At 59.7% G+C, this 18,180-nt stretch carries 16 protein-coding genes and 2 pseudogenes; 4 read left to right on the top strand and 14 right to left on the bottom strand.

What is annotated here, in order from left to right; translation table 11 throughout:
• Positions 1-427: 427 nt before the first annotated feature.
• The 6 genes from NKJ06_RS28840 to NKJ06_RS28865 form a co-directional block, all read right to left on the bottom strand.
• Complete coding sequence (locus NKJ06_RS28840) at positions 428-2,122, bottom strand: alpha,alpha-trehalose-phosphate synthase (UDP-forming) (protein ID WP_352811498.1); 1,695 nt, start codon at positions 2,120-2,122, stop codon at positions 428-430.
• A gap of 877 nt (positions 2,123-2,999) precedes the next feature.
• Positions 3,000-3,992 (bottom strand): adenosine kinase, encoded by a 993-nt coding sequence (locus NKJ06_RS28845; RefSeq protein WP_352811500.1) that lies wholly within the window; start codon positions 3,990-3,992, stop codon positions 3,000-3,002.
• A 49-nt stretch (positions 3,993-4,041) separates the two neighbouring features.
• Entirely contained in the window at positions 4,042-5,214 is a 1,173-nt protein-coding gene (gene metK, locus NKJ06_RS28850; RefSeq protein ID WP_352811502.1) for a methionine adenosyltransferase, read from the bottom strand.
• A 53-nt stretch (positions 5,215-5,267) separates the two neighbouring features.
• A complete protein-coding gene (glyA, locus tag NKJ06_RS28855) occupies positions 5,268-6,605 on the bottom strand; it encodes a serine hydroxymethyltransferase (protein ID WP_352442321.1) in 1,338 nt (445 codons plus the stop codon).
• Positions 6,606-6,633: 28 nt separating this feature from the next.
• Positions 6,634-6,990: an ArsR/SmtB family transcription factor gene (locus NKJ06_RS28860; RefSeq protein ID WP_084026290.1), complete on the bottom strand. Its 357-nt coding sequence runs from the start codon at positions 6,988-6,990 to the stop codon at positions 6,634-6,636.
• Positions 6,991-7,227: 237 nt separating this feature from the next.
• On the bottom strand, positions 7,228-7,572 hold the full coding sequence (locus tag NKJ06_RS28865) for a recombinase family protein (RefSeq protein ID WP_352811505.1): 345 nt from the start codon (positions 7,570-7,572) through the stop codon (positions 7,228-7,230).
• 397 nt (positions 7,573-7,969) lie between these two features.
• On the opposite strand from NKJ06_RS28865, the gene NKJ06_RS28870 reads away from it, so the two are divergent.
• Complete coding sequence (locus tag NKJ06_RS28870) at positions 7,970-8,272, top strand: hypothetical protein (protein WP_023778360.1); 303 nt, start codon at positions 7,970-7,972, stop codon at positions 8,270-8,272.
• On the top strand, positions 8,269-8,745 hold the full coding sequence (locus tag NKJ06_RS28875) for a type II toxin-antitoxin system VapC family toxin (protein ID WP_352811508.1): 477 nt from the start codon (positions 8,269-8,271) through the stop codon (positions 8,743-8,745). Before NKJ06_RS28870 ends, NKJ06_RS28875 begins: the two co-directional genes overlap by 4 nt.
• Before the next feature lie 739 nt (positions 8,746-9,484).
• Here the strand turns inward: NKJ06_RS28875 and NKJ06_RS28880 are convergent.
• Entirely contained in the window at positions 9,485-9,979 is a 495-nt protein-coding gene (locus NKJ06_RS28880) for a MaoC family dehydratase (protein ID WP_352544067.1), read from the bottom strand.
• A 49-nt stretch (positions 9,980-10,028) separates the two neighbouring features.
• Here NKJ06_RS28880 and NKJ06_RS28885 point away from each other — a divergent pair, with 49 nt between their 5' ends.
• On the top strand, positions 10,029-10,238 hold the full coding sequence (locus tag NKJ06_RS28885) for a hypothetical protein (RefSeq protein WP_352811511.1): 210 nt from the start codon (positions 10,029-10,031) through the stop codon (positions 10,236-10,238).
• Positions 10,239-10,456: 218 nt separating this feature from the next.
• Here NKJ06_RS28885 and NKJ06_RS28890 read toward each other — a convergent pair whose 3' ends face one another.
• From NKJ06_RS28890 to NKJ06_RS28905, 4 genes and pseudogenes are all read right to left on the bottom strand, one after another.
• Positions 10,457-10,747: a bifunctional hydroxymethylpyrimidine kinase/phosphomethylpyrimidine kinase gene (locus NKJ06_RS28890; protein WP_352811513.1), complete on the bottom strand. Its 291-nt coding sequence runs from the start codon at positions 10,745-10,747 to the stop codon at positions 10,457-10,459.
• A pseudogene (locus tag NKJ06_RS28895) lies at positions 10,701-11,339 on the bottom strand (thiamine phosphate synthase). The gene NKJ06_RS28890 and the pseudogene NKJ06_RS28895 overlap by 47 nt, the downstream one beginning before the upstream one ends.
• A 73-nt stretch (positions 11,340-11,412) precedes the next feature.
• Positions 11,413-11,659 (bottom strand): annotated as a pseudogene (locus NKJ06_RS28900) (thiazole synthase); the annotation flags it as partial.
• 33 nt (positions 11,660-11,692) lie between these two features.
• A complete protein-coding gene (locus NKJ06_RS28905) occupies positions 11,693-12,850 on the bottom strand; it encodes a porin (protein WP_352811514.1) in 1,158 nt (385 codons plus the stop codon).
• Between the two features lie 1,004 nt (positions 12,851-13,854).
• Between NKJ06_RS28905 and hemN the strand changes: the two genes are divergently transcribed.
• A complete protein-coding gene (gene hemN, locus NKJ06_RS28910; protein ID WP_352811515.1) occupies positions 13,855-15,216 on the top strand; it encodes an oxygen-independent coproporphyrinogen III oxidase in 1,362 nt (453 codons plus the stop codon).
• A 176-nt stretch (positions 15,217-15,392) separates the two neighbouring features.
• Here the strand turns inward: hemN and NKJ06_RS28915 are convergent, their stop codons facing one another.
• The 3 genes from NKJ06_RS28915 to NKJ06_RS28925 form a co-directional block, all read right to left on the bottom strand.
• Positions 15,393-15,584, bottom strand: a complete 192-nt coding sequence (locus NKJ06_RS28915; protein WP_023727257.1) for a hypothetical protein — start codon at positions 15,582-15,584, stop codon at positions 15,393-15,395.
• A 500-nt stretch (positions 15,585-16,084) separates the two neighbouring features.
• On the bottom strand, positions 16,085-16,867 hold the full coding sequence (locus NKJ06_RS28920; RefSeq protein ID WP_352811516.1) for an NAD(P)/FAD-dependent oxidoreductase: 783 nt from the start codon (positions 16,865-16,867) through the stop codon (positions 16,085-16,087).
• 254 nt (positions 16,868-17,121) lie between these two features.
• On the bottom strand, positions 17,122-18,180 hold a 1,059-nt coding region (locus tag NKJ06_RS28925), incomplete at its 5' end, for an MFS transporter (protein ID WP_352811519.1).

The raw sequence follows: 18,180 nt of genomic DNA on the forward strand, positions 1-18,180 counted from the left end.
CCTCCTGACCCAGCCAGCAGGTTGAATCAGATTTGCACGCCTAAGGGAATCCCCGCCGATTCAGTCTCATTTCATCCCGCTCTAGAATGCAGAAGATCGCATTGGTGGCGATGTTTAACGATGCGGCCGCAAGCCATGCGTGCGTGGTAGAAGCGGTTTTCTCGGAGTGAGCGCCAAACCGTGGTCCGAGGGGAATTGGCACGCCAGTCGTCATCACGGGTGACTAGGCAATCGTGATGACTCCGCTCGGCGGCAAGAGACCACACTGACGGAGCCTGGCTCAAGGGTCTGATGCAAAGCCCGACTGTGGTCCCGATAAGCCGCTTAAGCCGCATTCAGGCGGTCAGGATAAGTATCTCTCTCTCCAAGCGCTCGGCATTGAGGGATGCGCAAATGCAGGCAAAGCTCGCGTGCTTCATATTCTGCATCATACGATCGGCAGGACCCAGTTTTTATCCAGTGCACGCGTCAGCGCGGTGTGCAATTCTGGCTCGGTCCGATACGAAGGCATTTGGGCCTCGCTGATCCAGCCCAAGCCAACATAGTGGAAGTGATCCGCAGGGACCGTAACCCGGCTGCTGTCCAGTTGCCGAACGAAGTCCGCTGACCAATGGTGGATCGTATACGCTTCAAGTTTGTCCATCATCCTCCGCCAGCGTTGGATGCGTTCTTCGCGCGGCATGCTGGCCGCTCTTGAGATCGCGGTAGCTATCTCGTCGGAGAGCCTCGGATTTACCAGCAGGGCGTCCTCGCCGAAGTCTTCGGCCGCGCCGGCAAACTTCGATAACACCAGAACGCCAGGGTCGCTCGGATCTTGTGCAGCAATGTATTCTTTCGCCACAAGATTCATGCCATCGCGCAACGGCGTCACAACGCAAACACGCGCGGCTCTGTAAAGACCCGCTATCTCAGCTTGGGTGAACGACCTGTTCTCATAGATAATGGGCATCCACTCGTCCGTGCCATGCCGGTTGTTGACTTGATTGACGAGTCTTTCGACGTCGCGCCGATATTCGCTGTACGCTTGGATGTCGCCACGTGAGGGAGTTGCGATTTGCAAGAGCGAGACACGTTGCGGCTCGACTGCCAGCAGATCGAAAGCTTTAATCCGATTGTCGATGCCCTTGGTGTAGTCGAGCCGATCGACGCCGATAACTAGCTTTGCTCCACCAAGTTTCAACTGCGAAATGTAGGCTTTCTGCGCCTCAAGCGAATCTGCGGCACACTGTTCGAATTGCTTCGGATCGATACCTATAGGAAACTTTTGGCATTGCGTCTGGCCATGGTCCGAGAAAACGACCCCGTTCTTGCTCTCCAGCCCCAAATGAGATTGGACACAGGCGAGGAAATTGCTCACATCACGGTCGGTCTGGAAACCGAGCAGATCATACTCGAGCATACATTTCATTAGCTCGCCAGAATTGGGCACGCGCTCCATCATGTCAGACTCGGGCCATGGCGTATGCAGGAAATGGCCGATCGGCCGGTCAATGCCGAGTCTGTGCAAATCAGCGCCGAGCGGCAGGAAATGATAGTCATGAACCCAGTAGACTGCGTTATCTTCCAATTCGGACACCGCGCGCGCCATGAAGGCATTGACGTCGCGATAACTTTTATAATCCTCTTCCGAGCCTGAGATCCGGTCCGGCAGCGAGTGGAGCGCCGGCCACAATATTGAATTTGCAAAACCTTGATAGTACCGAGAATAGTCCGCTGCCGGCCCATCGAGCCACCCGATTTGACCTTTGCCACGCTGCACGAGGGGCACCTGTTGCGTATCCCCGTCGCCCAGATGCTCGGAAAAACCTACCCAGACCGCGCCGGAACGCTCCACGACGCACTCCAGGGCCGCCGAAAGCCCGCCTGTCTTGGGCTGATCAGAATTGACAGTCGCACCGCGGTTGGAAATTGCGATAAGACTCCTATGTGGCTGCTGGGCCGCCGTGTTGAAGCGCTGGTCTGCGGCTGAGACAACAGGACGGGACGGGCCAACTTCGGCTTGTTGTTCTCGCTCCTGTGGCAAGTCTCTCAGGGGTTGTTCAAAAGCGATTAGTTCGTGAACAGCCCCAGTTTGCCATGTGAGGTTCCGGCGCGGCGAGTTGGCGTTGTTCAATGCGTCCATTTCATGCCTCCGTTGAATATTCCCCATGATGGAGCAACTGGCATTCCCAGATTGGCACACCCCCTGCTGACGAGAATCTGACGAGCGTCAGAGCAAATGGCGACCGATTGTCGCGTTTCGGCTTCGGCGCCCTCAAGAACCGGCTTATCGCGAAAATAGCTGGCGACGCGATCGAGCGGACCGTGCTTGCGGTAATTGTCGATTGTTCGGATAAGAGATACACCCAGTAGATGCCAGCACCTGTTGAAATGAACTGAAACTATGTTGCTGCCGCCAAGGCTGCCGGGCCCCGTGATGCGATCCTGCGTCTGCCGAAGAGTTTTGACACGGAGATCGGAGAGGGCGGGATAGTCCCTTTCCGCCCGTCAGGGCCCGTTTTTGAATCCCTTCCTCGTTGCCCTCGACGATCCCAAAATCGTGGAAGCCAGACCGCGATGTGAATACCAGCCAGGCGAGCACTTCCTAATATCCGCGAATGCCGGGCTCCACATCCGGCGCCTCGTCGAGATTGACGAAGATGAAGCCCTGCTGCCAATTCCGCTGGTCCCATACCAATGGCGAACCAGTATGCCCGCATTCAGCATCGTGGGACGTGATCGCAAGTCAAGTGCTCCGACGGCCGCCGCGAGTTCTCCGTTACCTCAGGAACCTTACTGGCCTTCCCCAAGCTGAGCTTCTGGAAAATGCCGGTGGCGATCTCGATGACGGTGAATGCCGTCAAGGCAAGCCCGCCTTGCACCGCTCTTCCAGCGAGCTTCACGGCAGCAGAATCGGTCAGTTCTCCGAAGCGAATGGCTGTCGCTATCAGCGAGCTTTGACACAGTTCCGCCACTGCGATGATCAAGTCAGTAGGGCAGCTGGTTAGTTGCCCGCGCATCTACAGCAACCCCGCCTGCTCGGCCTCTCGGCGCAGATTCTGCCGCGGCCTGGGGCCGATCTGCTGGATTACCAATCCGGCCGCCAGTGACCCAAGATCGCCGCAGGTCTGCAGGTCGCGGCCTTGCGTGTAGCCATGCAGGAAACCGGCGGCATAGAGATCGCCGGCGCCCGTCGTGTCGACCAGTTCCTTGATGGCGGTCGCCTGGATGACCACTGTCTCGTCGCCGCGCACGATCACCGAGCCTTTTTCCGAGCGGGTCACGGCGGCGATCCGGCAATCCTTGCGGATCTGCGCCAGCGCCTCGTCGAACGACGACGTCTGGTAGAGCGACTTGATCTCGTGGCTGTTGGCAAAGACGATGTCGACCGTGCCCGAGCGCATCAGGTCGAGGAATTCGTCGCGGTAGCGGTCGACGCAGAACGAATCCGACAGTGTCATGGAGACTTCGCGGCCTGCCGCATGGGCAAGCTTGGCCGTCTGCCGGATTGCTTCCTTGGCGCGCGGCGGATCCCACAGATAGCCTTCGAAATAGGTGACCTTGGCGCCAGACGCCTTGTCGGCCTCGACATCCTCCGGGCCGAGCTCGACGCAGGCGCCGAGATAGGTGTTCATCGAGCGTTCGCCGTCGGGGGTGACGAAGATCATCGAACGCGCCGTCGGCGGCTCACCCTTGAGCGGCGTGGTGTCGAAGGCGACGCCCTGCGCATGGATGTCGTGCGCGTAGATTTCGCCCAGCGCATCGTTGGAGACCTTGCCGAAGAAGGCGGCGCGTCCGCCGAAGGAGGCAACACCGGCCGCCGTGTTGCCGGCACTGCCGCCGGACGCCTCGATCGCCGGACCCATGCGGCTGTAGAGCAGTTCGGCGCGTTGTGTGTCGATGAGGTTCATCGCGCCCTTGATGATGCCGTTGGTCTCGAGGAATTCCTCGTCGCACTGGGCGATGATGTCGACAATGGCATTGCCGATGCAAAGCACGTCATAATCCGGCATCAATGTCTCCGCTTGGGCTTTCCGCTTGCCAATTCGCTCGCCGGCGGCTTCACGGGGCGGCTAGTCCTGCCTCGCGACGCAATTCGTCCGCCCTGTCTGTCTTCTCCCAGGTGAAATCAGGCTCTTCACGGCCGAAATGGCCATAGGTGGCTGTATTGCGGTATATAGGGCGCAAGAGATCAAGCATCTTGATAATGCCTTTCGGTCTGAGATCGAACAACTCAAGAATGAGGCGCTCGATCCTGCTTTCCTCAACCCTGGCTGTCCCGAACGTGTTGACCATGACGGAAACCGGACTGGCCACGCCGATTGCGTAAGCAAGCTGCACCTCGCACACGTCCGCAAGTCCGCTGGCGACGATGTTCTTTGCGACATAGCGGGCCGCATAGGCAGCCGAGCGGTCAACCTTGGACGGGTCCTTGCCCGAGAAGGCGCCGCCGCCATGACGACCCATCCCGCCATAGGAATCGACGATGATCTTGCGTCCAGTGAGACCGCAGTCGCCGCGCGGCCCGCCGACTACGAACCGCCCCGTCGGGTTGACCAGAATTCTGATGCCTTCCGTCTCCAGGTGGGTCGGCAGGACAGGCTTTATGATTTCCTCAATGACGCCCTCGCGGACAGTCTCTTGCGAGACCTGCTCGTCATGTTGCGTCGACACGACGATGGTATCCAGGGCGACCGGGCGCAACCCCTCATAGCGCACTGAGACTTGGGATTTCATGTCAGGACGCAACCAGCCAAGCTGTGCCTTCCGGACATACGCCTGCCGTTTCGTCAAGCGATGAGCGAGCTGGATCGGCAAAGGCATCAGGGTATCGGTTTCGCGGCATGCGTAGCCGAACATGAGGCCCTGATCTCCCGCTCCCTGCTGCAGGTCTTGCCCTCTTCCCTCGTCAACGCCTTGGCTGATGTCGGGCGACTGCTCGGTGAGGGCATGGACGACGGAGCAACGCCGGCCGTCGAAGCCGACGGCCTCGTCGTCGTACCCAATGTCGAGAATCGTATCGCGCGCAACTTGGCTGTAATCCACCTGGGCATCGCTGGTAATCTCGCCAGCCAGAACGACTATCCCTGATTTTACCAACGCTTCACAGGCGACGCGCGCCTTGGGATCTGTGCGGAGGATGGCATCGAGGATGGCATCCGAGATGTTGTCGGCCAACTTATCCGGGTGCCCCGCGCCAACCGATTCGGAAGAGAACACGAACTGCTTAGCCATGAATACCTCGCTTCGGGTGTTGGATGTGGTATGGGCATTTTGCTTGGCCCACCTTACTTGTCGGAGATGCCCGGGACCTCGAACGCAGCGCACAAGTCGGCAACGTCTCTTCGCACGCAGGCATGGAGATCTTCGTCGTCTGGCCGCTGGAGGACGGAGTCAATGAAGCCAGCAATTTGCTCCATTTCCACATCGCGCATGCCCATTGACGTCACTGCTGGTGCCCCCAGGCGAATTCCGCTTGTGACAGCCGGATCCCGCGGGTCGCCAGGCACCATATTAAAGTTTGTGATGATTCCTGCCTTTGCTAGTCGCTCGGCATAGGCCTTGCCCGATAGTGGCCGATTGCGAAGATCAAGGATCAGCATGTGATTGTCCGTCCCCCCGGTCACCAGGTCATGACCTCGCTCAAGCAGTGCATGTGCCAGAGCCTTGGCGTTCTTGACCGTCTGTTGGCCGTAGCTTCGGAAGGACGGGTTCGCGGCTTCGTGCAAGGCAACCGCTAGCGCAGCGATGGCATTCATGTGAGGCCCGCCTTGCAGGTGAGGGAAGACCGCCCGGTCTATTCGTCTAGCGAGATTGTATTTGCTCTTTGTATGATACAGGGCCTGATAGCGATCTTCGTTCCTTGACAAAATGAAGCCACCGCGGGGACCGCGGATCGACTTGTGGGACGTGCTGCTGACCACGTCGCAATGGCCCACGGGATTCGGGTGCGCTCCCGCGGCAATCAGGCCGCTGATGTGCGCAATGTCGGCTACGAGATAGGAGTTCGCTTCCAGGGCAATTTCTGCCATTGCCGCGTAGTCAAAGACACGCGGGTAAGCAGTTCCGCCGACCCAAATGAGCCGCGGCCGTTCCCGCTTGGCTGTCTCGCGCAAGCGGTCATAGTCAATCTGCTGTGTCGTTTCATCCAACCCATAGGGCACGCGTTGATAGTCAGTACCGGAAAAGTTGATGGCCCAACCATGAGTCAGATGGCCCCCTTCCGGAAGGGGCAAGCCCATGACTTTGTCACCGGGACTCAAAAGCGCACGATAGACAGCCTGGTTGGCCGGCGAGCCGGAATAAGGCTGGACGTTGGCATGCTCGCTGCCAAATAGTGTTTTCAGGCGCTCAATGGCTAGATTCTCAAGCTCATCAACGATCTCGTTTCCAGCGTAGTAGCGCGCACCGGGGTACCCCTCGGCGTACTTGTTCGTGAAAATCGAGCCGTTCGCTTCCAGCACGGCCGAGGACGCAAAGTTCTCTGAGGCGATGAGCTTGAGGGTCGTCCGCTCCTGCCGCTCCTGTCTCAGAAGCAGCTCGTGAACGCGGCAATCAACCGCGGCCAAGGAAGACCGCCCGTGGGTGTCGGGCTGTGCGATCGCACCGTCTGCGGAGTTGTCCATGGTAGCTTCGCGCTCCAATTGGATTGACCTATTTCACGATCAAGCACGCGGTCCCCTTCGGCCGCGTGTCTCGTACCGCTTCGAGCCGCTGCAGGTCCTGTTTATGATAGCCGTCGCGATGGGGCAGGAGATCGACCAATAATTGAACCAGCCCGCCGTCGTTGGATCCTGCGTTGAGATGGTACGAGCGCCACGGAGGCTGTTCGTTGCAGCAAAGAAAGTCGGCTCTGGCGAGCAGCCGGACGTGTCGCGCAACCCGCTCTCGACACACGCCCAGAATCTCCGCTAGCTCGCAGACAGTTAGGTCCGCATGCGCACAAAGGCCCAGGATTCGAAGGCGGTCTGGATGCGCTGCCATGCGTAGGCGACTAACCAGTGTCATCATGGCTCAGGACCAAGTCCTGCCGAATTTCTCATTTCGCGTTCTCCACAGAAGCTGCAGATTTCGAAGGTTGTCCAACGACCGGACAAATCTCGGTGGCCGTGACGACCGTCGATATCCTGTGTCGAACAAACAAATGGGCGCTCTTCTTGCCTTTAGCCGAAATTGCAGGCAGTTCGGCGAGTCGAAGACAAGCGGGGCCACGGTTTGGAACCACTGACCTCAGACGTTGCAATAAGCCTACCATTCACAGCAAGCCGGAGTTGCTAAGAGTCTATGAATTTCCTTGAAGGATCTGTTGCAACGTTTGCCCAGCCTGGCCTGCTCCCGGTTTGCAGCGGTCATCGTCAGGCGATCCATCGCCTCTGCGAGCACGATCAGGAATTTGCCCTCAATCGCATCGCTGATCAGCTCCTGAAGGCCGGGACGCAACAGCGACGCGCCGCAGATCGCGCGGTGGGTATTGCTGTCGACGACTGTCCAGCCTTGCTTTTCAGCACGCAAGCAGCAGAGCCGCAACTGATCCTCGATCGAGGCGTCTCGGTGATTGTCAGTTGAGTAGCGAGCGCCAAGCGCGATCTTCATGAGGCGGCCCCTTACTCCGGGACGCGGTCTCGCGTTTGGCTATCCGTTTCGGCTTGAACGAAATCCCGTGCGGCCTGTCGCGCCAGCAAGGACCAGATTGACGAAGCGTCGATCGGGCTTCGGCAACGCAGGCACAGCCGATTCGCGGGCCGCGCCGGCGACCACACGAAGCTTTTCGGCTGTTGCACGTTTCGGTCGCGCTTTGATCGCGTTCCTGTCCTGACGCGAAATACTCCGTTTCGCGACAATGATGCCAAGTCACAGTGCTTCGACAAGATGGAAATTCTTTGTGATCAATAACGCGCGTCGCGCAGGAGCCAGTGCTGGCCGATGACGGGGCACCTTGTGCTCCGAAGAAGCCATGGCTATATATCCGGATAGAGAACGGAGGCACGCGATGGGCAACACTGCACAGAAGAGAGCCATCGAGAATTATCGCTCTCGCCTGGCTGAGCGCGGCATCGCGCGGTTCGAGATCCTGGCGTTCGACGCAGACCGCGATCTACTGCGAACTCTCGCCCGAAAATTAACGGAGAGCGGGCCGGATGCCCGACAGCTTCGTCGGACCATACAGCAAGCCGTGGCGGGTGAGCCACCGAAAGCGGGCAGCATTCTCGCCGCGTTGCGTCGCTCGCCTCTGGTTGGCTCCAATCTCGACCTCAGCCGGCCGCGCGAAGAGGGGCGCAAGATCGACCTGTGACGCGCTACCTCCTTGATACCAATATCATCAGCAACGTCATAAAGCCGGAGCCTTCGGGCTCGTTGCTGGCCTGGATGGGCGCGCAGAAGGACGAAGACCTCTTCATTGCTTCGCTTACTATCGCCGAAATTCGCAGAGGCATCCTAGAGAAGCCGAAGGGGAAAAAGCGCAGCAGCCTCGAAACTTGGTTCGAGGGCGCCGAAGGCCCGCAAGCGCTGTTCGCTGGCCGCGTGCTATCGTTCGACGAGAAAGCTGGCCTCGTGTGGGCGCGGCTGATGGCCAACGGCAAAGCCAGAGGCCGTTCGCGGAGCGCCCTAGACACAATCATTGCCGCTGTAGCCGAAGCCAACGAGTGTGTCGTAGTGACCGACAATGGAAAGGACTTCGAGGACGTTCAGATCATCAACCCGCTCCGTAGCTCTGGAAGCCAAGCGGGTGATGATAGCTCCAACAGTCCGGCCGATTCAATTTGAGGATTTCAGCGGCACAAAGTCCGAACGTCTCGAGTTCCGCTTTAATGCCATCCCGGTTCATCTAGTCAGCTCGATCTACCAACAGCTCGCACGCACGAGCGGCGCGGACAAGGCGCGATCGCAGGGACTGCGCGATACGCGCGTCGAGCTCGTCCATCTTACACTCGCTCTCGTCTTCGAAGGCCTCTCGCCAAACGCCACTGTAGTCGATCCCGCGTGCGGCTCGGGGGCCTTCTCATCGAGGCTTTCTCGCGACTGGTCTGGCGCGTTACCAATGGCAAGTTCGCCCGCCGGGAACTCGTCGGTCTGTACTCCCAGCTCTGGGCGTCCACATCAACTGCGGAGCTCTTGGCATAGCCGTGTTCTGCCTTTAGCTGGCAGCTCTCGAGCTCGACGAGCAGCCGATCAGCGACATCCGCGACCTCAAGTTCGACCCGGTTGACTCGATAACACCCTATTGGCAGATTCAGTCGGGGAGGATCTGCCCACTCCGATCACAAGCCGATCTTTCGACGCCGTGGTCGGGAATTCTCCATGGACCTTCGTGAAGAAGGAATGCAGCGCCGAAAGCCAAAGCGCTTCCGATACATCGACGCCCCTTCCGAGACGGAGTCCCGATTAGGCATTCCTGCCACTCTATCTAGCCGACCCCCGTGGCCGCGTTGCCGATCGGTGCGCACTGGTCGCCTACATCGCCCCGGCACGTGAAGATAGTCTCCGCTGACGCTCGTTGAGCAATTCAGGCCGCCTCCGGCTGACGTTTGATCAGCGTCAGCGTCAACCAGCGCGCGGTCAGCGCCGGCTTTTTCGAGCCCTCGATCTCAATCGTCACGCCCAGCGCCGTCTGCACCCAGCCCGACGGCCTGACCTTGACGTCGGCCAGTACGAAACGGGTGCGGATGCGCGATCCGGTTTTCACCGGCGCCAGGAAGCGCAGCGATTCGAAGCCATAGTTGACACCCATCTTGCAGTTTTCGAGCGGCCGCATGGTCTCGAAAGTCATCGCCGACAAAAGCGAAAGCGACAGGAAGCCATGTGCGATGGTGCCGCCGAACGGCGTCTCGCGCTTGGCGCGCTCCGGATCGCAGTGGATGAACTGGTGGTCATCGGTGGCCTCGGCGAACTGGTCGATCATCCGCTGCGAGACCACCCGCCACGGCGACACGCCGACTTCCTTGCCGACGCTGGCCAGAAGTTCGTCGAGACTGATCGGTTCCACGCTAATGTCCTCCATTTCAACCGTCCGAAGCGCGACGGCTTCATTCCGTGAACAGTGTCACCCCATGCTGCACCGACTGCCGGCCATCCATCGGCAGGATGGCTTCGGTGAGATGACTGCCGTCACGGCTGCACGAATAGAACGTTCCGCCGGCAATCTCATTCGGCGCACCGATGCGGCCGATCCGAACATGGCCGCAGACGGGCTGGCTTCTACCTCGGTCGCGGTGCGCGTCCTGCAGGCCACTGAAAACAGCTCGTCTTGCTACCGGTGATCATTCCGCCGGCGCCGCTATGCGGTATTGTCGCAGATTGATAAAATCAATTGTGTGGATAGGAACCATCCGTGTCTCGAATTTGGACGGGTCCAGCAGACGGCGTGGCTTGTGGTCCTTGTTGAAGCGCGCCGACCTCATTGGCCGCTAGCTCTGAGCCGGCAAGAAGCGCCAGTTCAATGACATTGGGTGTCGACACGGCAAAGCGGCATCAGATGCTACTTTATTATGCGGGATAGCGCTTGCTTCAAGAAGCGCTCGGCCTGACGTGGAAGCAGCACTGGATCTGGATTGTCGGTATGCGCGGATATTCGCGCAGCACAGCGGCAACCGCAGCGACGATCGATCTCAGCCGTTGCGAGCATGCCGATGTTGGTGGCGGCCACTCTGTTAGGCTGAAGCGTAGCGCGCATCTGATCCGCCACCAGACCGGGTTGCGTAACTTGGATTTCCAAGGCGTCTTCATGGGTTTGCACCGTCAGCGCGCTGACAGCAAGGCAGGTGCGCACGCCAAGGCAAGCGATCGTCTCGATCTCGCGGGCAATTCCAGCCCCACCGCGGGAATCTGACCCGACAACGACGAGCAGATGCGGTTCTCGCCCCAGCGCCATTGCTCTGTCTTTCGATCCATTCTCGCGTGCGCGCTTCTGGGGCGTCGTTCAGCGCAAAGTCGGTGACCACGGCTGCGCTTCCCGCGCCAGCCTCGAAAAACGCCTTCGAGCCGGTCAGGTTGAGGCTGCCGATGGAGACCAATGGGATCGGCGCGACCTGGTGCTTTCCACTCGCTGATCTGCTCGAGCCCTTGCGACGCCCATTCATCTTCTTGAGGCTAGTTGGATAGACTGGGCCGAGCGCCACATACTCCGGCTCACTGGCGCCGTTTCCAGTTCGGTGTGATCGTGGATCGAAAGGCCGAGCTTCAATCCGGCGTATTTAATCGTCGGCATCGGCGGCAGCCAAATCCTTTTGACCAAGAAGGACGAAGTCGCAGCCTTCCTCGATTGCCGTGCGCCAATTGTCGTTGACGCTTACTTGGCAACCATGGACCGCGCAGGCGTCGTTTGCGCGGCGGATTTCCGTCTGCAGTCCTTTCTCGTCCATCCTTTATCCGGAGCTGCAGCAGACTCACGTCGAGCGGCACCAGCCGGTCAATCCAGCCGGCACGTCCACGACTTCATGAGAAGACGGCCCTGCCGATCGTCGGTGGTAGCGCGGTTCGAGCATTCCCGAGCTGAAAGCTTCACGACCGGCATCGACCGCTTTGCCGAACGCACGCGCCATGCCGACCGGATCGGCCGCCCTCGGGACCGCCGTGTTCAGGAGCACGGCGTCAAACCCGAGCTCCATGACGGTCGCCGCGTACGACGGCCGTCCGAGCCGTGCATCCACAATCAACGGAATGTAGGGAAATGTCCGCGCATCAACTGGACCTCGGAGCTCAACGCCTCATCGCATTAGAATGAGCGTTCGAAACGCAGGATACCGCCGACACTGCTCTTCTTGTTGGCATTGGTCAAGTTCACTTCGGAAGCTTTCACCTTTCCGACGGCGGAGCCTCCGTAGCGGTCATAGTCGAGTTCAGCCGTAACTGTGAAATCTGGAAGAAGCGCATAGGCGACGTTCGCAGCGGCACCATAGTTCTTGAGCTGATCACCCGAGAGCTGAAGGTTGAACGAAGTTGTCTCGTTGAGCTCGTAAGCGGCGCCAGCCCAGAAAGCCCAGTTCCCGCCCCAGATCTTATAGAAGCCGCGACCATGAGCGTCGATCGCGTTCATGGAGTCGTCGTTGAGCTTGCCATTGGAACCGTAGCCGAACATTCCGAACAGCAACAGTTCGTCGGTGACATTGATGTCGACACGGACCTTGACGGCTACCGATTCGTAGTTGCTATCATAACCAGCAACGCCGGTGATCCCTCCCCAGCCATGTGTGTATTTCAAGCCGCCGACTATGTGCGGAGCGTAGTTGTCGATTGTGCCGACCACGCCTGAGCCTTCTTCGAGCGAAACCACGGCCGAAAAGCCGTTCGCGGCGTCGAAGTAGTACTGGACCACATTGGTATCCAAAGCGCCGTACGGAACCGGCGTCTGGTTGAGTACGTCACCCGCGCCGCCAATAAACATGTCGAAGGCCGACCAGTCCTTACCAACTCGGAGGCCACCAAGCTGAATCCAGGCGAAAGTCAAGATGCTGTCTCCGTTGAAGGCATAGGACCGAGAACTGTCCGAAACCGAAGTGTGGCGGTTACCGAAATTCACGCGGGTTTCGGTGTAGGTCTTCAACGTGCCGAGTTCGGTCTCCTGGCCGGTCCAAGCTTTCAGTGTGAAGCGCGTGTTGTTTTGCCATGTACCCTGATCCTCACCAGTCCTCACATCTGAGGTTCTTGCGTGGTAAAACAATCCGACATCGCCCAAGCCCACGTAGTAGCTAAGATAGCCGCCGATGCGCAGGCAGGTCTCGGTGCCTGAAATGTAGACGTAGCCCGAGCCGTAGACGTCGCAGATCTTGGCGTACTCAGTCGGGTCAGGCTCGGCGACGGTGGTCACCGCGCGAGCGTCGGAAACGGCGATCAGTGCCGCAGTTGAGCCGAGGAGGAGGCTCCCAATGGTCATTGTTGATCTCCGTCTAAATAGTAAAAGGAATCGAGACCGATAAATGATTTTTGCTAAGCAAACTATTGATAGCGCATCAAGCTGAATTCTGGGAGTGTTGCTGCACCTGTCGTGCTAATGCTCAGGAGAAGTTAGAATGTGATTGAGACTTGTTGTCACATATATTAATTAGTTAACACTCCCAGGCGGTCGTACAGCATTTTTGTACAATCACCCTTTTCACCTCCGGCGGGCCTCACAAAGGGTACTACAGCAAATGACGTGCCACCCTGACGACCCAGCTGCGGCTTGAAGCTCAAATGTACGGGCGGACCTTGGTTTGCGCTTCCTTTTCTTTGCCTTGCGGATCCACCCAAGCAGGAACGGCAAACGTTTCGGCTACGGTTCGTCTGTTCGCTTCGCGACAGTTTGGCTTAATGGCGACGGCATTGTTTGCTGTGAGCCCCGCCGTTGAGGCATCATGCGGCGGCCACCGCTCGGTACGACGCCGTCACTTTGGCGAGCTGATGGTCGATAACCACGCGCCGCAGCCTTGCACCACTGAGTCAGTAGGCGCCAGCCTTGGCATTGCGGCGGACCTGACGGTCGCGTCGAGCAGGTTCTCGTCCTGAAAGCGGCGCGCCACAGCTAATGCTTCTTGCCAGCAATTCACACAACGAGCTCATCGAGACGGCAGAGATCATTATGGGCGGCGTAGCTGGCGTGCAAAGTCTGGACCCAACACCGTATTGTCTCATCGGATGCGGCATCTGCGCTCAGAAGAGTCTCCCACGCGCAGATGAAGGGAAGGGACGCTGGAACAAAACGGTGCGCGTGAGGGTTTCGGCGGGAACACCATCGTCAGTCGCTGACCGAGTGCGCTCAGACCATCGCTGTCCAGCCAAGACTGAACGGCGCCCATTGCTAAAAAATTTCGAGCCCAAAGCGGGACGGACTGACATAGCGCAAAGACGCAGGCCAGCGCAGCGGTAAGGTTGGATGTTATCAGCATGGGACGGTGACCGTTGCAGACCACGAAATTTCGAGAGGCCCGGCTGCCTTGGTACACTATCTATCCGGCTGTGTCGGAGTTCTCCGGGGCGGTCGGCGCCGAGGCTTATGAGGAATGGCTCAGGAACCTGCCGGATGATGATCCGGTGTCACTCTACCTGCACGTTCCGTTCTGCCGATCAGCCTGCTGGTATTGCGGCTTCCCAACCACCATCACCCGCCATGATGCGCCCATCCTCAACTATCTGGCGGCGCTGCGTGACGAGATCCGTCTGGTTTCGGAGCGAGTGCCGAAGACGCTGCCCGTGAGCGACATACATTTCGGCGGCGGAACGCCGTCTCTCATCGGACCAGCCGAGTTCCTCGCTCTGATGGAGTTCCTGCGATGCCGCTTCGCCATCTCGAAAACAGCTACGGTCGCCATCGAGATCGATCCACGCACGCTCACGCCCGAGATGGCGGAAGGCTTGGGAGCGGCCGGCGTGAACCGCGCGAGCCTGGGCGTACAGAGCTTCGATCCCATTGTTCAAAAAGCGATCAACCGAATCCAGAGCGAGGCCCAGACGTCGGCTGCCGTGGAAGTGCTGCGCCGGCATGGAGTAAGCCGCATCAACTTCGACCTCATCTACGGCCTGCCGCATCAAACGGTGGAGTCGTGCGTCGAGACAGTGAGGGCGGCGGTCGCCATGCGCCCCGACCGGCTTGCCTTGTTCGGCTACTCGCACATCCCATCCCAAGTAAAGAATCAGCGCCTCATCGAGGCGGAATTTCTTCCCGACAGCGCTGCCCGCGCTGAACAGTATGCGGCTGTCGCCGTGACGCTGATTGGCGCCGGCTACCTACAGATCGGGCTCGACCATTTCGCCTTGCCGGACGACGAGCTCGCGCTGGCACAGGTAACAGGTCGCCTGCGACGTAACTCGTTGGGCTACTCGGCCGATACCTGCAGAACCCTGATCGGTTTCGGCGCGTCGGCTATCGGCCGCATCGGCCAGGGATACGTTCAAAACGAAGTTACACGGGATTCCTACATCCAGCACATCGCAGCTGGCCGACTGGCTACATCGAAGGGCCATCGCCTCACAGACGACGACCGCGTGCGAGCCGCAATTATCGAGCGATTAATGTGCGATTTCGAGGCTGACGTGCCGGCAATCTGTGTCGCCCACGGATCTGATCCGATCCGTCTTCGCGATTCGGCTGAGCGCTTGGCCATGCTGGCCAAGGACGGGATAGTGGACTTCGAAAACGGTCTTGTCCGCGTACGGCGGGAGCATCGCTTTGGGATTCGCGCTGTCGCTGCCGCATTCGATGTTTTTAGGGATGGCGTTACGTATATCCCGCAGCAGCTTAATGCGATGCAAAGCACGACATAGTCCGGCATCAATGTCTCCGCTTGGAACCGCCGGCCTACTTGCCACGCCGGCCGGGCGCTGGTCTGGCAAGTGGGCTTTCCGTTTGCCAATGCGTTCGTTCCCGGCCCTCACGGGGCGGCGAGTCCCTGCCGTGAGTGCCTCACCCGCCAGGCTACATGGCGGCCGTGGAGATTACCTCAGCAGCGGCGCCCGATCGGAAACCTTAGCACCTCAGCGCTTTGGCGTGGCTGCTTGAACTCTTCGACGGCAACCGCCTCAATTAGCAGGTCCAAGGCTTCGCGGCCCCTTTGACTCATCGGGTCATCCCCACAAAGGTAGTCATACGCTCGATCTAAATGCACGCGGGCGGCGGAAAAATCGCTTGTCATATCATAGAACCCTCTCTACCCGCCCGCATTGCCGTCTACGAGGTGAAGGTAGTGCAATCGTCAATATATACAGACAAATTTGAATTAAATCGGAGATGATCATGGAGGCCGAGTTCCCTGACCTGATGTCGCCATCGAGCCAGCCGACGACCACTCGCTGGCGCTCGGTCGGTTCATAAATGCCGAGCACCCCGTCCCGAGACCACCTCTGACTTCCCTCCTTCGATGCTAGACGCGTGGAAGACATGGCTGCGCCGCCGCTGCGAGAAAGGCGTGTCCCATCGCGCGGCGGCTGCATAGTGGGCAGCCAGCGCCGGGAGCTAATCGGCAAAGCCGCGTGTGGCGATTTTGCATAGCGGGCGCAGGCGAATCGCCACGCCCGTCCAGCATGTCCGATGCCGCGTAGGCCGCCAGGATCCCTGAGCGGAGTGCATGCACGATCCCGCGTGATGACAGTGGATTCGGCACAGAACAGGCAGTCGCCCGCCGCGACCCAGCGGTCACCGGCGGCGGGATCGATCGTTGCGGTTCCCGCCGCCTTGATCATGCTGGCGGTCTCGATTGCGTTGGGCGGCACGAGCGGCGCGATGGACTGCGTTGCGGCTAAAGCGCGGTACCAATGTCCGGCTTTGCGCAGTTCGCTGCCCAGATCCGGATCGGTGGGGCACGCGCAAGTCGGCGCTGTACCACCAGCCTTCGGGACGCGCCTCGACGACCATGCTGCAATCGCCCGGTGCGCGGTCGAAAAAGCGTGTGTAGGCGGCAAGATTTCCGTGCATGGTGAGCTTGGCGCCGAAACATCGCGCCAGCCTCCAACTGCGACCGGTCGCCCAAACCACGGCGCGGGCAACGATAGCTTCATCGGCCAGCTTGAGCAGCCAGCCTTGATCGTCGCGCACTGCCGAACCCACGGCCGAGCCAAACCGCGTGTCCACACCTGCCGCCTTGGCCGCCTGCACCATCAGCCGGTCGAATCGCGTCCGGTCGAGCTGCCAGCCGGCACCTTGAGCGGAAAACATGCCGTGCCGCTCGCTGGGAACTTCATTGGCCCACACCGAAACAAGCGCACGATTTTCAACGAAGCCGGCCTCGGCGAACGGCGTCCAGACACCAAGCTGACGCAGCAGCCCATTCGCTACTGCCGGCAGCACCTCTCCCGGCTTTGGCCGATCATGCCTTCCTGCTTCCAGCAACAGCACGCTCCGCGCGGGTGCATCGTTGCCAACGCCAGTCCGGATGTGGTCGCCGCCGAACGTGATCGTCTCAGCGAGCTGGCGGGACAAATGCCAACCTCAAGATGGCGTTGGCCCGGATCAGCGAGGCGGACTGAGGAAGACTTTAAATTCAAAAGGTGACACGCGGCAATAGTCGCGTGCCGCTGTAGCCCCAGGCTCCGCTTCACCGTGGGGACCGATCGGTCGCACTCTCAGCCTGGGGTTCTTCTCTGCCACCCATCATCGAATTTTGGTGGATTGTCCGTCTCCCGCACCGGTTTGAGCGCGATAGACAAGAATCGCGTTTCTGTGCCGGCCGGGCTTCAATGACGGGGATGGCGAAAAGCTGAGTGCTCGGGCTTGCGGGCCGAGCTTGTCGGTCGCTCGATGGAAAGTGTCATCTGAGGCGCTTCCTCTCCCGCGTGCAACTGGAAGACACGCTCGTCCAGTTCCTTATCCACTTCCGTCAGACGATGATTGAGGCGAAGGTAGTCCGTCCAGGTCGGCGTGCGGAACGTTTCCGTCCAATGCATAGGCTTCTGCAAGTTCCGCTGGAGCGTCCAATTCCGAGCACCGACCCGGCTGTGTACATGACGCCGCTGCCGCATGAGGTCGAGGAAAGCCTCGAGATTTCTCTCGGCTATCAGATATTCGACCTTGACCACGATCGGGCCGCTTCTCGGCTTCAGATTGAGAGCGACAGCCGGGGCATCGAATTCCTCCAGAGGATCGGGCTCTGAGTCGCGGCGCTCGCGAAGAGGAAACAGAACGCCGGCTGCAGCGACGAACATCAGGGAGGCAGCGGAACCCTCCAGCGCCAGGGCCAGCGAATGGTTTTCGGCCACCGTGCCCCACACCCAGCTGCCGAGCGCGATGCCACCATCTATCAAAGCATAGTAGATCGAGATGGTGCGCCCCACGACCCAGCGCGGGCTTGCCAGCTGCACGCTCACACCGACCCCTGACCAGGCGGTGACCCAGCCCGCGCCGCCCAAAGCGAGTGCAATTGCCGCCACCCCGATCGAAGTTGTCAGTGCCAGGGAAAGTGAGCACGCCGCGCAGGCGACGCAGGAGAGCCTCATCAGCCGCTCCTGCGACAAGCTCCGTCTGAACAGGCTGTTGGCGAGGCCAGCGAAGACGGCTCCGGTCCCGAAGCCGGCCATGAGCGCGCCATAGGCGAGCGGGCCTCCTCCCAGCTGATCGCGGACAACCACCGGCAGCAGCGCGAGTATGGCGATGCTCGCCAAGCCAAAGAGGGTTCCGCGCGCGATCGCGGCCTTGATTTCCGATGACATCGCCGTGAAGCGCAGCCCGTCATAGATCGCCGTCCTCATCGACTCGCGTGGAAGAGGGGAAGAACGAACCTTCCACTTGCAGCGCCA

This window comes from Mesorhizobium sp. M0293 (assembly GCF_040321735.1).
Taxonomy (GTDB): Bacteria; Pseudomonadota; Alphaproteobacteria; order Rhizobiales; family Rhizobiaceae; genus Mesorhizobium.

What these genes read in the sequence shown, in the direction of transcription:
- NKJ06_RS28915 (WP_023727257.1), bottom strand. Translation starts at nt 15,584, where the DNA reads ATGACAAGCGATTTTTCCGCCGCCCGCGTGCATTTAGATCGAGCGTAT.
- NKJ06_RS28905 (WP_352811514.1), bottom strand. Translation starts at nt 12,850, where the DNA reads ATGACCATTGGGAGCCTCCTCCTCGGCTCAACTGCGGCACTGATCGCC.
- NKJ06_RS28870 (WP_023778360.1), top strand. Translation starts at nt 7,970, where the DNA reads ATGGGCAACACTGCACAGAAGAGAGCCATCGAGAATTATCGCTCTCGC.
- NKJ06_RS28885 (WP_352811511.1), top strand. Translation starts at nt 10,029, where the DNA reads ATGCTGCACCGACTGCCGGCCATCCATCGGCAGGATGGCTTCGGTGAG.
- glyA (WP_352442321.1), bottom strand. Translation starts at nt 6,605, where the DNA reads ATGGACAACTCCGCAGACGGTGCGATCGCACAGCCCGACACCCACGGG.
- metK (WP_352811502.1), bottom strand. Translation starts at nt 5,214, where the DNA reads ATGGCTAAGCAGTTCGTGTTCTCTTCCGAATCGGTTGGCGCGGGGCAC.
- NKJ06_RS28880 (WP_352544067.1), bottom strand. Translation starts at nt 9,979, where the DNA reads ATGGAGGACATTAGCGTGGAACCGATCAGTCTCGACGAACTTCTGGCC.
- NKJ06_RS28860 (WP_084026290.1), bottom strand. Translation starts at nt 6,990, where the DNA reads ATGATGACACTGGTTAGTCGCCTACGCATGGCAGCGCATCCAGACCGC.
- NKJ06_RS28845 (WP_352811500.1), bottom strand. Translation starts at nt 3,992, where the DNA reads ATGCCGGATTATGACGTGCTTTGCATCGGCAATGCCATTGTCGACATC.
- NKJ06_RS28840 (WP_352811498.1), bottom strand. Translation starts at nt 2,122, where the DNA reads ATGGACGCATTGAACAACGCCAACTCGCCGCGCCGGAACCTCACATGG.
- NKJ06_RS28865 (WP_352811505.1), bottom strand. Translation starts at nt 7,572, where the DNA reads ATGAAGATCGCGCTTGGCGCTCGCTACTCAACTGACAATCACCGAGAC.